Raw genomic sequence first — 13,530 nt, 5'->3', positions numbered from 1 at the left:
ATTCCGATCACGATCCGGTCAAACCCGGTACTCAAGCGCTTACCCGCGTCCCCTCGCCTCTGACAACATCATCGGAAGATCCGGGGTGTCCGGCGATACGGCGGGGGGCCGGGTGACGGGGTTCGTCCTACTGCGTGTGCGAGCGCATCGTCTGCTGCTGGCCGCCGCGCTGCTCACCGTCCTGCTGACGACGGCCGTCCTGGCGACCCTGACCGCGTACTCGGGCGCGATCGGCGACGCGGCACTGCGGCACTCACTGCTCGACACGTCGGCGACCGCGGCGACCGCGGCGGGTACGACGGACACGGTCGGCAAGACCGGCACGGCCGACGCGACGGACTCGACCGGTAAGAGCGGTAAGGCCGGTAAGACCGGCACGACCGGCAAGGGGGACACCCAGAGCGCCGCCGCCACGACCCTGGTCGTCAAGGCCGATGTCCCCGCCGAGGAGCGCGAGGCCGCCGACCAGGCCGTACGGGACGGCGCCCGGCGTACCTTCGACGGGCTGCCCGTGACCCTGCGGACGTTGTCCCGGTCGGGGCCCTACGCCCTGCCGAGGTCCCTCCAGGAGCCCGCCGCCCGCACGAAGGACCCGGACCTCACCCACTTCGCGGCGCTTGACCCCTCCCAGGTGCGGACGGTCGAGGGACGCACGCCCCGGGCCCCGGGCGACCTCGCCGACGGCCGCGAGATCGAGGTGGCCCTCCCCGAGACCGCCGCCCGCCGGCTGGCGGTCGAACCGGGCACGCGGCTGACGCTCGTCGACCGGTTCGACGGCCCGAAGGTACGGGTCCTGGTGACCGGCCTCTACCGGCCCGTGCGCGTCACCTCGCCCTACTGGCAGCTGGACGACCTGCACGGACGCGGGGTCACCAAGGTCGACTTCACGACGTACGGGCCGCTGCTGGCGGACCCGGCGGTGCTCGCGGGCAGCGGATCCGGGCGGCTGGTCAGCTCCGGGCCGACCGCCTGGCTGGCGTCCGCCGACTTCTCCGCGCTGACGACCGGGCGGATCGGCGCCCTGCGGGAGGCGGCGACCGCCGGGCCCCGCACCCTGCTCAAGTCGCCCGCGCTGCACGGCACCACGGCCGTCACGACCTCGCTGCCGGAGGAACTGGAGCGGGTGGAGCGGTCGTTGCTGGTGTCCCGCTCGACGCTGCTGATCGTCGCGCTCCAGCTCGCCCTGCTCGCCGGCTACGCGCTGCTGCTCGTGGCCCGGCTGCTGAGCGTCGAACGAGCAGGTGAGACACGGCTGTTGCGGGCGCGTGGCGCCTCGCGCGGACGCGTGGCCGCGCTCGCCGCGCTGGAGGCCTCGTTCCTCGCCCTGCCGGCCGCCGTCTGCGCGCCCCTGCTCGCCGGGCCGTTGACGCGGCTGCTGGCAGGCCAGGGGGCGCTGTCGCGGATCGGGCTGCGCCTGGACACCTCTGCGGCGGCCGGCGCGGTGTGGGCGACGGCCGCCGCGGTCGCCCTGGGATGCGCGCTGGCGGTGACCGTACCCGCGCTGACCGCGCGGGAGGAGGGCGCGGCGGGCGGCGGCCGTGCCCGCTCGCTCCCGGCGCCGGTACGGGCGGGCGCCGACATCGGCCTGCTGGTCATCGCGGCCGTCGCGTACTGGCGGTTGAGCCGGCAGACCTCCGGCGCCGTCACCTCCACCGGCCCCGGTCGGTCGGCGGCGACGCCCACGGACACGCTCGGCATCGATCCCCTGCTGGTCGCCGCCCCCGCGCTGGCCCTGCTGGCCGGGACGGTCCTCACCCTGCGCCTCATGCCGCCCGTGGCCCGTCTCGCCGAGCGGCGCGCGGCGGGTGGCCGTGGGCTCCCGACGGCTCTCGCGGGCTGGCAGTTCAGCCGCCGTCCGATGCGCGGCGCAGGACCGGTCCTGCTGCTGGTCCTCGCCGTCGCCATGGGCATGCTCGCGATCGGCCAGGGCGCGTCGTGGAACCGCTCGCAGGACGACCAGGCGGACTTCCTGGCCGGCGCGCCCGTACGGGTCCTGGCGGGCGGCGAGGACGGCTTGTCCCGGGCCGGGCTCTACGCGGACCTGGACGGCGTGAGCGGGGCGGCCCCCGCCATGCGTACGACGCTGCCGCTGTCCGGCAACCGGACGGCTGCGGTGCTGGCACTGGACACGGAGGGCGCCGGGGCGGACTCCGGCGAGGGTTCCCGTGACAGTTCCGGTGACCACTCCGACGGCGGTTCCGACGGCGGCTCAGACGGCGGTTCCGGGAGCGGGGACGCCGACGCGTTGCTGCTGCGCGGGGACCTGGCGGACGAACCCGCCGGGCGGCTGCTGGCCGGACTCGGCCCCGGCCGGGCCGGTTCGGTGGGCGCGACCCTGCCGAAGGACAGCACGCGGCTGGAACTGGAACTGCGCATCCGGGCGAGCGCGCAGCCCCCGGACTCGGGCTCGGACCCGGACCCGGACTCGGCTCCGTACCGCTCCAAGATGACGGCGGACGTCACCCTGACGCTGGAGGACCGCTACGGCACCCCGTACCGCATGTCCGCCGGCGAACTCCCCGCCGACGGCAAGGCGCACCGCCTCACCGTGCGGCTGGCGCAGGCCGAGCGGGCACCGTCCGACCGGGCCGCCGAACCGCTCTCGCTGACCGGGGCGCAGCTGGACATGTCCCAGCCGACCGGGCGCGCGGAGGAACACCGCCTGTCCGTCGAGCAGTTGACGGCCACGACGTCCGACGGGACGCGGCGGCGGCTGACGGCTCCCCCGTCCTGGCTGGTGACGTCCCATAACAACCAGACCACCGCGGACCCCAAGGCGGGCAACACCCCGACGGGCCCGGACGTGGAGTCCGAGCGCCCGCTGACCGTGACCTACGGAACCGGTTACATCCCCCGGGAGACCCCCTGGGAGACCTCGTCGGTGACGATCCGGCTGCAGGCGGAACGGCCCGCCGCACCCGAGGTCGAGGCGGTCGCGACCGACGACTTCCTGAAGGCCGCGGGCGCGCGCGAGGGAGAACGGCTCGACGTCCCCTTCGGCGGCTCGGCCGTACCGGTCCGGATCGTGGAGAGCGTCCGCGCGCTGCCGACCACGGAGGGCTCGGACGCCACACGGAGTTCCGGCGGGGCGCTGCTGGTGGATCTGCGCTCCGTGAACCGGGTCCTGGAGGAGCGGTACGGGGAGAGCGTCGCGCCCACCGAGTGGTGGCTGCGGACCGAGCCGGGCGCCGCGGCGCGCGTGGCGGCCCAGTTGCGCGAACGGCCCGACGTCGAACCGTCGCAGGTCGTCGTGCGCGACGAGATCGCGGAACGCCTGCGGGACGATCCGTTCGGGGCGGGACCCGAGGCGGCGTTCGCCGCGGCCTCCGTGGTCGCCGCCGCGCTGGCCGCGGTCGGCTTCGCGGTGAGCACGGCGGGCTCGCTGCGGGAGCGGGGCGCCGAGTTCGCGCTGCTGCGCGCGCTGGGGGCGCCCCGCCGCCAACTGGCCCGGCTGGTCGCGGCCGAGCAGGGGGTACTGGTGGCGCTGGCCCTGGTGGTCGGGGTGGCGCTGGGAGCGGTACTGACCCGGGCGGTCGTCCCGTTGATCGTGCTGACGTCCCGGGCCACCCGGCCGGTCCCGGAGGTACTGGTGGAACTGCCCCTCGGCCGCGTCGCGTTCCTGCTGGCGGGCCTGGTGGTCGCGCCGCTGATCGTCACCGTTGTGCTGGTGCTGCGGCGGGGCGACTCGGCCTCGTCGCTCCGGTCGTTGCGTTCGCTGCACGAGCAGGGGGGTGAGTGAGGTGGGCCGCCGGTGGACCTTCACGCGTCGGGATACCGAACCCCCCGTCGCCCCGTGGATCCGCACCCGGCTGCGCGCCGCGCCCGGTGCCGCCGTCGCCCTCGCCCTGCTGGTGCTGGCGACCGTCTGCCTGGCCGCGTCCTTCCCGCGTGCCGTCGACCGCTACGAGGACGCGGGCCTGCGCCGGGCGGTCACCGACGCCACGGCCCTGCGGACCTCCGTACAGATGTCGGCCCCGCCGCCCTCCCTCGGCGCCACGCAGGGGGAACGCGAGTCGGTCCTGCGCCCGGCCGCGGTGCGCGAGCGGTACGAGCGCATCCTGAAGGTGATCGAGCGGCCGCTGGTCGCCGAGCCCGGACAGTCCGCGTACGGGGTGCGCACCACGAAAACCCTCGAAGCGGCGGAGAAGTGGCTGCCGAGGCCGACCGGGCTGCCCGCGCACATGACCCTCGCCGCGCAGAACGGCCTCGCCGAACACGCCCGGCTGCGCGCGGGCCGTCTCCCGCGCGCCGACGGCCCGGTCACCGCCACGACCGCGGAACTGGAGGCCGCGGTCACCACGGAGACCGCCGAACGCCTGCACATCGAGGTGGGTTCGGTGATCCACGTTCCCGCCGTCGAACGCGCCCCGCTCGCCGTACGCGTCACCGGCATCGTCGCCCCGCGCGACCGGGAGGGCGCGTACTGGGCGACCCAGCCCATCCTGCGCACCCCGTCGCTCGTGCGGCTCCCCGCCCAGGGCGCCGAACCGAGCACGTACTGGGTCGGCACGCTCCTGCTGGCCCCGGACGCGGCACCCGCGCTCCTCGGCACGCCCGGTGCCCCCGCCCGCTACTGGCAGCTGGCCCCGGCCCCCTCCGCCCTGACCGCGCGCGAACTGCCCCGCCTGGCGAGCGCGATCGCCGCGCTGGAGTCGGGCCCCGGTCTGCTGAAGGTGCGCGCGCTCACGGACCCGGAGGCCGACGCGAGCACCGACCTCGACGACGTCCTCGCCTCGTACGCCGAACTGCGCTCCGGCATCCGCCCGCTGATCGCCGTCGCCGCGTTCGGCAGCGCCACGGTCGCGGCCGTGGTCCTGCTCATGGCCGGCGGTCTCGCCGCCGACCGCCGCCGCGGCGAACTCACCCTGCTGCGCGCCCGGGGCGTCTCCCTGCGCGGTCTGACGGCCCGGCTGTTCGCCGAGACGGCGGTGGTCGCGGTACCGGCCGCCGCGCTCGGCCTCGCGGCCGCCCTGCTCGCCGTCCCGTACGGCCGCCTGTCGTACGCCGTCTGGACCGCCGCCGCGGTCGCGCTCCTCGCCTGCGCCATGCTGCCCGTACGCGCCTGGCTCACCCACCGTGCCGTACGCGTCCACGGCGCCCGCGAGGACCTCGCGGACGTACGCCCCTCGCGCCGCCGTACCGTCGCCGAACTCACCCTGCTGGTACTGGCGTCGGCGGCGGTGTACGCGCTGCGGAGCCGGGGGACCTCGGGCGGCTCCGGCTCCGCCTCGGGCTCCGGTGACGCGGCGGACCTGGACGCCGCCGGTTCCGGCTCCGGTGACCAACTCGTCGCGCTGGCACCGGTGCTGATCGGTGTGATCGCCGCGCTCGTGCTGGTCCGGCTCCATCCGCTGCCGCTGCGCTGGCTGGCCCGCCCCGCAGGACGGCTGCGCGGTGCGGTCGGGCATCTCTCACTGGCCCGCGCCGGCCGTACCTCCGTCTCCGCGGTGCTGCCCCTGCTCGCCCTGCTGACGGCCCTCACCACGGCCGCGTTCGGCGGGTCGGTCCTGGCGGGCGTCGCGGACGCACGGGACCGGGCGGCCCTGCTGAACCTCGGGGCCGACGCCCGCGTCGAGGTGATGGGCGCGCTGCCCGCCGGCCTCCCGCAACAGCTGCGCTCGGCATCCGGCGTACGCGAGGTCACCCCTCTGAGCATCGGCTACCAGGCCAGGCCCGGGACCGGCGTGGAGACGGTACCCCTCGCCGGCGTGGACCCCGAGGGATACGCCCGGCTGGCACGCGGCACGCACCTCGGGGCCTTCGCGGCGGACGAGTTGAAGGCGGCGGGCGGGTCGAAGGCTTCCGGCGCGTCGAAGACTGCCGGCGGGTCGAAGGCGACGGGTGGGTCGAAGGCGGCGGGTGGGTCCGGGGCCCCGCTGCCCGCCCTCGCCTCCCCCACGGTCGCCGACCGCTACGGCACGGGGCCCGTCCCGGTACGCCTGGAGGACGGCAGCGAGATCACCGTCCGCATCACCGTCGTACGCGAGCTGACCCCGGCCGTGTCGGGCACCGAGTTCCTCGTCGTGGACCGCGCCGGCCTGGGCGCCGTCCCCGCCCGTCCGACGGCGCTCCTGCTGACCGGCGACCACCTCGACAAGGGCGCCCTGCGCAAGGCCGCGGGCCCCGCCGCGGACGTACGCCTGCGGGCCGACGAACGCGCGCGTTACGTAGACTCCCCTCTCCAGTCCGGCGCCGAACGCGTCTACGCGGTCGCGGTGGCCGCCGGCTCCGGATACGCCGTACTCGCCCTGCTGCTCGCCCTCGTACGCGCCGCACCCGAACGCTCGGCCCTGCTGGCCCGGCTGCGCACCATGGGCCTCACCCGCAGCCAGGGCCGCCGGCTGCTCGTGCTGGAAGCGCTGCCGCAGGCCCTGCTCGCCGCGGTGGGCGGGGCGCTGACGGGCTGGGCAGCGGTCCGTCTGCTGGCGCCAGGCGTCGACCTGACCGCCGTGGCCCTCGCCACCCCCGGTGACACCCCTCCCCCCGGCACCGCCGCGCTGCACACCGACCCGGCGTCCCTGCTCCTGCCCGCGCTCGCCGTGCTCCTCGTCGCCACGGGGGTCGCCGCGGCCCAGGCGTGGTGGACCGGGCGACGGGGTTCGGTCAGGGAGCTACGGGCGGGGGACGCCCGATGAGACCTGCCGCAACCATGGGAAGCCGCCCGTTGACGACCATCACCAGCCGGAGCCACCGGATGACGACCACGACCGGAGACGCCCGATGACGACCACCGACTCCGTCGGCCCCGCCGGCCCCGGTCCGACCGGTCCGGCAGGTCCCTCCTTCGCCGACCTCGCCCAGCGTGCCGCCGACCGCCGCGACCGCCCCGCCTACGGCCATGACGCCCTGATCACCTGTGACCGGCTGGTGCGGATCTTCTCCACGGACGGCGTGGAGGTCCAGGCGCTCCAGGGCCTCGATCTCCTCGTGCGCGAGGGCGAGTTGATGGCGCTGGTCGGCGCGTCCGGCAGTGGCAAGTCGACCCTGATGAACATCCTGGCCGGTCTGGACACCCCCACCGCGGGCGCCGCCCGGGTCGCGGGGCACGACCTGCTGACCATGGGGGCGAAGGACCGGCTCGGCTACCGGCGCGAAACCGTCGGCTTCGTCTGGCAGCAGACGGCCCGCAATCTCCTGCCCTATCTGACGGCCGCCCAGAACGTCACCCTGCCGATGCAGCTCGGCGGCTCCCGCAAGGGCCGTCGCGCGCAGGCCCAACGCGCCCTGGAGTTGCTGGAGTTGCTGGAGGTCGCGGAGTGCCGGGGCCGGCGCCCGTTCCAGATGTCCGGCGGTCAGCAGCAGCGCGTCGCCATCGCCGTGGCGCTGGCCAACGACCCCGCCGTCCTCCTCGCCGACGAACCGACCGGTGAACTCGACTCGCACACCGCCGAGCAGATCTTCGCCGCCTTCCGCACGGCGAACGAACGCCTGGGCACGACCATCGTGATCGTCACGCACGACCAGGCGGTCGCCGGTGAGGTCCGCCGGACGGTCGCGATCAGGGACGGCCGTACGTCCACGGAGGTCCTGCGCCGCACCGAGGTGGACGCCACGACCGGCCACGAGACGGTGGTGGCCCGTGAGTACGCGATGCTCGACCGGGCCGGCCGGCTCCAGCTGCCCGCCGAGTACACCGAGGCCCTCGGGATGCGCGACCGCGTCGCCCTGGAACTCGAACCGGACCACATCGGCGTATGGCCGGACGACAGCGAACACCACTGACGCGGAGGCCGAGTTGGCGTCGGGACGCTCAGCGGACGCTGACGTCCAGCGCCCCGAGTCCCGCCTTGCGTACGGCGATCGTCCCGTACGGCGTCCGCAGCCTGAGCCACGCGCCGGAGGACAGCAGCCGCAGTGCGGCCTCACCGGAACCGGCGGAGGTGCCCTGTGCGGAGGATGCGCCGGGCGCGGCGGAGGTGCCGGGCGCGGCGGTACGGGCGGGCCTGAGGAATCCCAGCGACTGGGCCGCGTGGGCGGCCCGTACCGGGAGTTCGGTGTCCCCGACCGGCCGGGACCAGATCTCCCGCCCGATGTCGTCGAGCGCGGACCGCGTACGGGCCTCGGGCGCCAACTCGTCGATCCGTGACCGGAATTCGGCGACGGCCGCGGCCACCATCGTGCGTACGGCGTCGAGCGCGGGCAGCCCCGGCTCCGGCCGCCAGCCGCCGCGCGGCGGCAGTACTCCGGCCCAGGGCGGCCCGGTGACGGCGGCGGGCACGGCAGCCGTGGCCGCCGCCTCGTCGAGGGACTCCAGGAGTTCACCGGCCGAGACCGTCACGTCGAGGGTGACGTCGAGACCGTTCTCGTACGGCTTGGCGAGCCGTGCCGTGCGGATGGCAAGCACCTCGAACGACGGCGGCCGGCCGAACACCGCGAGCGTCGTCCCCGACGCCTGCAGCCGCACGGCGGCGGCCCGGTCGTAGTGGATCAGCCGGGCCAGGAAGGCGGCGAGATCCGCCGCCTCCCCCTCGTCGACGAGGTGCAGGGCCGTCATGCGGCGACGGCCTCCGCGCCCGCGGAACCGGCCTGGTCGTCCGTGTACTCCTGAAGGAACTCGCGCTCCTCCGCGGTGATGCGACGCGGCCGCTGCGCCTCGAAGTCGAACGGCACTATCACCGTCTGGGCCCGGACATACACCTGGTCCGGGTCCTTGACCTCGTAGGCGATGGTGAAGGACGCCGCCCTGATCTGCGTGACCCACAGCTCGATGTCCACCGGTGTGTGGCGGTGCACCAACTGCTGCTTGTAGTCGATCTCATGGCGTGCCACCACGGACCCCTGCTGGAAATCCTTGTCCGGGCGGAACAGGAAGTCGATACGCGCCTCCTCCAGATAGCGGAGGAAGACCACGTTGTTGATGTGGCCGTACGCGTCCATGTCCGCCCAGCGCAGCGGGCAGCGGTAGATGTGCCGCAAGGAGATCAGCCCCGGGTCAGCTTCTTGTAGGTGGCGCGGTGCGGGCGCGCGGCGTCCGCTCCGAGCCGCTCGACCTTGTTCTTCTCGTACGACTCGAAGTTGCCCTCGAACCAGTACCACTTCGACTCACCCTCGTAGGCGAGGATGTGCGTCGCGACCCGGTCCAGGAACCACCGGTCGTGGGAGATGACCACGGCCGCGCCGGGGAACTCGAGCAGCGCGTTCTCCAGCGACGAGAGGGTCTCCACGTCGAGGTCGTTGGTGGGCTCGTCGAGGAGCAGCAGGTTGCCGCCCTCCTTGAGCGTCAGCGCGAGGTTCAGCCGGTTGCGCTCACCACCGGAGAGGACACCGGCCGGCTTCTGCTGGTCCGGGCCCTTGAAGCCGAAGGCGGAGACGTACGCCCGCGACGGCATCTCGACCTGGCCGACGTTGATGTAGTCCAGTTCGTCGGAGACGACGGCCCACAGCGACTTCTTGGGGTCGATGTTGGCGCGACTCTGGTCGACGTAGCTGATCTTGACGGTGTCGCCGACCTTGATGGCGCCGGAGTCCGGGGTCTCCAGGCCCTGGATCATCTTGAACAGCGTGGTCTTGCCGGCGCCGTTGGGGCCGATGACCCCGACGATCCCGTTACGCGGCAGCGTGAAGCTCAGGTCATCGATCAGAACCTTGTCGCCGAAGGCCTTGGAGAGGTTGTTGACCTCGACGACGATGGAGCCGAGCCGCGGGCCCGGCGGGATCTGGATCTCCTCGAAGTCCAGCTTCCGCATCTTGTCGGCCTCGGCCGCCATCTCCTCGTACCGGGCGAGGCGAGCCTTGGACTTGGTCTGGCGGCCCTTGGCGTTGGACCGGACCCACTCCAGCTCTTCCTTGAGCCGCTTCTGGCGCTTCTCGTCCTTGCGGCCCTCGACCTTGAGGCGGGTGGACTTCTTGTCGAGGTACGTGGAGTAGTTGCCCTCGTAGGGGATCGCGCGGCCGCGGTCCAGTTCGAGGATCCACTCGGCGACGTTGTTCAGGAAGTACCGGTCGTGAGTGACGGCGACGACGGCGCCCGAGTACTTCTGCAGGTGCTGCTCCAGCCAGTTCACCGACTCGGCGTCGAGATGGTTGGTGGGCTCGTCGAGGAGCAGCAGGTCGGGCGCCTCGATGAGGAGCTTGCAGAGCGCGACGCGGCGCTTCTCACCACCGGAGAGGGTGGTGACGGGCCAGTCGCCGGGCGGGCAGCCCAGCGCGTCCATGGCCTGCTCCAGCTGCGCGTCGAGGTCCCAGGCGTTGGAGTGGTCCAGGTCGTCCTGGAGCTTGCCCATCTCCTCCATGAGCGCGTCCGAGTAGTCGGTCGCCATCAGCTCGGCGACCTCGTTGAAGCGCTTGAGCTTGCCCATGAGCTCGACGGCGCCGTCCTGGACGTTCTCCAGGACGGTCTTGCTCTCGTCCAGCTCCGGCTCCTGCATGAGGATGCCGACGCTGTATCCGGGTGACAGGAACGCGTCACCGTTCGACGGCTGCTCAAGGCCCGCCATGATCTTCAGCACGGTCGACTTACCGGCACCGTTCGGCCCGACGACGCCGATCTTCGCCCCCGGCAGGAAGTTCAGGGTGACGTCATCAAGAATCACCTTGTCGCCGTGCGCTTTGCGCGTCTTGCGCATGGTGTAAATGAACTCAGCCAAGAGAAACCGTCCGGACGCTTGAAATCGGCAGTGGGCAGATACACCCCATCTTGCCGCACGGCTACCCCCCGGGGGAAACGCGTTCGGTTGCGAGCACCTGACCTGGCGTTTCACTGCCGACCGCACATGTTCCCGGTGCGCTCGGCGGTATGACGGCTGTCGCGCCGCATGCCGGGTATCCGCCACGCATGCTCGCCATCGTGTACTCGTCCTACGACACCGCGACGACCGTCTGGGCGTTCGTGATCGCATTCCTGATCATCCTGACCGTGACCTGGTACGCCCGACGCCGCAGATAGCCGCGCCCCCGCCGTCAGGCCCCCCGGCGATACTCGGTGGATTCGGCCGGGCGGGCGCCGCCCACCGGTCGGAGTGGGGCCGGCTGCCTCTGGGGCCCTACGTCTTCCCGCGTCCGGCCTATGACAAGGCACTGGCCGCGCTTGTCCCCCTCACCGAGGACCCCCTCGCCCCGCTGCTGGGCGAAGGGCAGCCGTGAGCGCCGGCCGCGCCGGTCCCGGTCGCACCCTTGAGCGGCTCGGGCCGGCGGCGGTGCTCAGCCCCTCCGGCGCTCAGTCCTGCGTAGGTGTCTTCTTCTTGCGGATGAAGAGGATCGCCGCGCCGCCGATCAGGACCAGGCCGATCGCGATTCCGGCTATCACCGGGGTGGCGCTCGACGCGCCGGTCTCGGCGAGGTCGGCGGTCGTGGCGGACGTGCCGCCGACCGTGGCGGGGCTGGGCTCGTTCAGCGTCTGGACAGTCTCGTCGGCGGCGGCGCCGCTCTGCGTCCGGCAGTCGAGCACGCCCTGGAACCGCTTCTCGTAGCCACCCGGCCCCTCGACCGTGAAGTCGTACGCCTGGTCCTCCCGCAGCGGAACCGTCACGGTCTGCGACGAGCCCGCCTCGACGGTGTGCTCGGTGCCCATCAGCTCGAAGGTGAACGCCTCGTCGCCCTCGTTCACCGCAGTGACGTCGAGGCCGCCCTCCGCGCAGTTCTTCTCCGCCGACAGCGCGGGTATCGCGCCCGCGGCGGCCCAGTTCGCGGTCGCCGCCGCGGAGACCGTCGACTCGCTGGAACCGGCCAGGATCTGCGTCTGGCTCCTGGTCTCCGAGGCGAAGGCCCGACCGACCGGCACGGTGGTCGAGGCCTGCACCGTCAGCGCGGCCGAACCGTCCGCGGCGTCCTCGGCCACGTCGAAGAACAGCTCGCTGCCGTCGGTCGCGGACGTGATCTCCTTGCCGTCCCGGCCGACGACCTTCACTCCGCTCGTGGCGTCGGCGAGCGGCGTCACGGTCACCCCGGCCGCGTTGGTGCGCACGGTGACCGGGCCGAGCAGCTCACCCGGGCGGCCGGAGACCGCGGGCGGATCCAGCTCCAGGGAGGCGGCGGGCTCCGCCAGGTCGCGTGCGCTGCGCTGCAGATAGTCGGCGAGCTTCTCTGCCCGCGGGTCCACGGCGTCCACGTCGGCGCCGTCCGAGTACCGCCAGATCGCCACCTGTGTGCCGACCGCCGCGTCCTGCTGCGTGAGGCCCTTCGCGCCCGCCTTCGCGGCCAGCGCGGCGAGGTCGTTGACCTGCGGGTAGGAGTTCTGCAGGATCCAGCGGATCCGGCCCGCGTCGGGGTTCCCGTTCAGCGACGTGCCGCTCCAGGGGGTCTCCTGGTACTTGGCGTCCTTCTGCGTCGGGCTGTAGATGTCGACGCAGTAGGTCTGCAGGGTGCCGCCGTTGTCGACGGACATCTCGAAGAGTCCGGCGGAGACCTGCTTGTCCCCGCCCTCCTCGTGGATGACCGCGGGCCCGGAGGTCTTGAGGCCGCCTATCGTGGCGGTCGCGCCACCCTGGCTCAGGGGGAGTTCGTCCGCGACGGCCGCACCGGCGGTAGTCACGGCGCTCACGGCGACGAGGCCGGACACGAGCACCACCGCGGCCAGGCGGGCGGCGGCGGCACCTCGCCCGTGCACGGACGGCGCAGAGAACGAAGAAAGCACAGAATTCCCTTTCGAGCGGGACCCGTTGAACTGGAGGGTTACGGTCCCACCAGCGGAATCAGCAGCCCCGAGAGCTATGCCCGGCATCCTAAGGACGGGGCGCAGCTGTCTCCCCGGTCATGTCATCCGATCAGTGATCCGAATCGGAATCGTTATCGCCAGAGCCGGTTGCGGGCCGGACTTGTCGACAAATCCACGGGACCGTTCGCAACGCAGTCCCCGATAAGCCGCACTTCGGTCAGACCGAGGCCGCGTCACTCACAGTCACCGCAGCCACACAGTCGCCGCAGTTCCACCGCTGGCATCGCAGTCACCGCTGGCACCGCGGTCACCGCGTTCACATCGCCAAGGCCGGTTCCTGCCCCTGCAGAGCCGCCTCATGGGCCTGCCCGGCCTCAGCGGCTTCACCGGCCTCAGCGGTCGGCGCGGCCGGCTCCGTCTCCCAGTTCGGCTCCGGACGGGCCAGCGCGCCCGACGACCGGCCGGACACCTGATCCGCTGTCCGGTCCGCTGTCCGGTCCGTTGCCTGATCGCCCCTGAGCGTCCTGCGGAACGCCGCGGTACCGCGCGCCAGATCGTGCCCGATCGCCGTGGCCTCGATCTCCGCGCCCGTCCACGACTGCCCGTCGCGCTGCTCGGAGCGGACCTTCAGCCTGCCTCGCACCATCAGCGGCTCCCCGAGCGACACGGACGCCTGAACGTTCGCCGCCAGCGCCCGATTGGCCCACACCGTGAAGAAGTTGGTGTGCCCGTCCCGCCACGCGTTCTTCTCGCGGTCCCAGAACCGCTGCGTGACCGCGAGCCGGAACCTCGCCGACGGGCCCGCCGCCGTCTCCCGGAACACGGGCTGCGTCGCCACGTTCCCCACCACACACACCGTCGTCTCGTTCATCGCGGAAAGCCTCCCTGCCCACACGTACGGGACCGTCCCGTACGGCTGCGTCTGTTCGTCGCGGCGG

Annotated in this window: 9 protein-coding genes; 4 read left to right on the top strand and 5 right to left on the bottom strand. The window is 73.1% G+C overall.

Annotation, left to right across the window (positions count from 1 at the left end):
• The first annotated feature begins 136 nt into the window (after positions 1 to 136).
• The 3 genes from IE278_RS36815 (at position 137) to IE278_RS36805 (ending at position 7,722) form a co-directional block, all read left to right on the top strand.
• The gene (locus IE278_RS36815; RefSeq protein WP_246571276.1) at positions 137 to 3,739 is read left to right on the top strand and encodes an FtsX-like permease family protein; all 3,603 of its coding nucleotides are present in this window, start codon (positions 137 to 139) and stop codon (positions 3,737 to 3,739) included.
• Entirely contained in the window at positions 3,732 to 6,635 is a 2,904-nt protein-coding gene (locus IE278_RS36810; protein WP_373312192.1) for an FtsX-like permease family protein, read from the top strand. The genes IE278_RS36815 and IE278_RS36810 overlap by 8 nt, the downstream gene beginning before the upstream one ends.
• An 85-nt stretch (positions 6,636 to 6,720) precedes the next feature.
• Positions 6,721 to 7,722 (top strand): ABC transporter ATP-binding protein, encoded by a 1,002-nt coding sequence (locus tag IE278_RS36805; protein WP_189779235.1) that lies wholly within the window; start codon positions 6,721 to 6,723, stop codon positions 7,720 to 7,722.
• Positions 7,723 to 7,750: 28 nt separating this feature from the next.
• On the opposite strand, the gene IE278_RS36800 is transcribed toward IE278_RS36805, so the two are convergent.
• The 3 genes from IE278_RS36800 to ettA are packed head-to-tail and all read right to left on the bottom strand — an operon-like array spanning position 7,751 to position 10,586.
• Entirely contained in the window at positions 7,751 to 8,494 is a 744-nt protein-coding gene (locus tag IE278_RS36800; RefSeq protein WP_189779233.1) for a DUF8010 domain-containing protein, read from the bottom strand.
• Complete coding sequence (locus tag IE278_RS36795; RefSeq protein ID WP_189779231.1) at positions 8,491 to 8,916, bottom strand: acyl-CoA thioesterase; 426 nt, start codon at positions 8,914 to 8,916, stop codon at positions 8,491 to 8,493. Before IE278_RS36795 ends, IE278_RS36800 begins: the two co-directional genes overlap by 4 nt.
• A gap of 5 nt (positions 8,917 to 8,921) precedes the next feature.
• Positions 8,922 to 10,586 carry an energy-dependent translational throttle protein EttA gene (gene ettA, locus IE278_RS36790; protein ID WP_189779229.1) on the bottom strand — a complete coding sequence of 555 codons (1,665 nt, stop codon included), beginning with the start codon at positions 10,584 to 10,586 and terminating at the stop codon, positions 8,922 to 8,924.
• A gap of 149 nt (positions 10,587 to 10,735) precedes the next feature.
• Here ettA and IE278_RS36785 point away from each other — a divergent pair, with 149 nt between their 5' ends.
• Entirely contained in the window at positions 10,736 to 10,885 is a 150-nt protein-coding gene (locus IE278_RS36785; RefSeq protein ID WP_189779295.1) for a hypothetical protein, read from the top strand.
• Between the two features lie 270 nt (positions 10,886 to 11,155).
• Here IE278_RS36785 and IE278_RS36780 read toward each other — a convergent pair whose 3' ends face one another.
• The gene (locus IE278_RS36780; protein ID WP_246571273.1) at positions 11,156 to 12,571 is read right to left on the bottom strand and encodes a Cys-Gln thioester bond-forming surface protein; all 1,416 of its coding nucleotides are present in this window, start codon (positions 12,569 to 12,571) and stop codon (positions 11,156 to 11,158) included.
• A gap of 337 nt (positions 12,572 to 12,908) precedes the next feature.
• The gene (locus IE278_RS36775; protein WP_189779225.1) at positions 12,909 to 13,463 is read right to left on the bottom strand and encodes a single-stranded DNA-binding protein; all 555 of its coding nucleotides are present in this window, start codon (positions 13,461 to 13,463) and stop codon (positions 12,909 to 12,911) included.
• Between the last annotated feature and the right edge of the window lie 67 nt (positions 13,464 to 13,530).

Origin of the sequence: Streptomyces tauricus, assembly GCF_014650955.1 — a bacterium.
In the GTDB taxonomy this organism is placed as follows: domain Bacteria; phylum Actinomycetota; class Actinomycetes; order Streptomycetales; family Streptomycetaceae; genus Streptomyces; species Streptomyces tauricus.
This window is presented reverse-complemented; position numbering and strand designations above follow the sequence as displayed.

Coding starts and splice junctions, on each gene's coding strand:
- IE278_RS36805 (WP_189779235.1), top strand. CDS start 6,721: ATGACGACCACCGACTCCGTCGGCCCCGCCGGCCCCGGTCCGACCGGT.
- IE278_RS36800 (WP_189779233.1), bottom strand. CDS start 8,494: ATGACGGCCCTGCACCTCGTCGACGAGGGGGAGGCGGCGGATCTCGCC.
- IE278_RS36785 (WP_189779295.1), top strand. CDS start 10,736: ATGACGGCTGTCGCGCCGCATGCCGGGTATCCGCCACGCATGCTCGCC.
- IE278_RS36775 (WP_189779225.1), bottom strand. CDS start 13,463: ATGAACGAGACGACGGTGTGTGTGGTGGGGAACGTGGCGACGCAGCCC.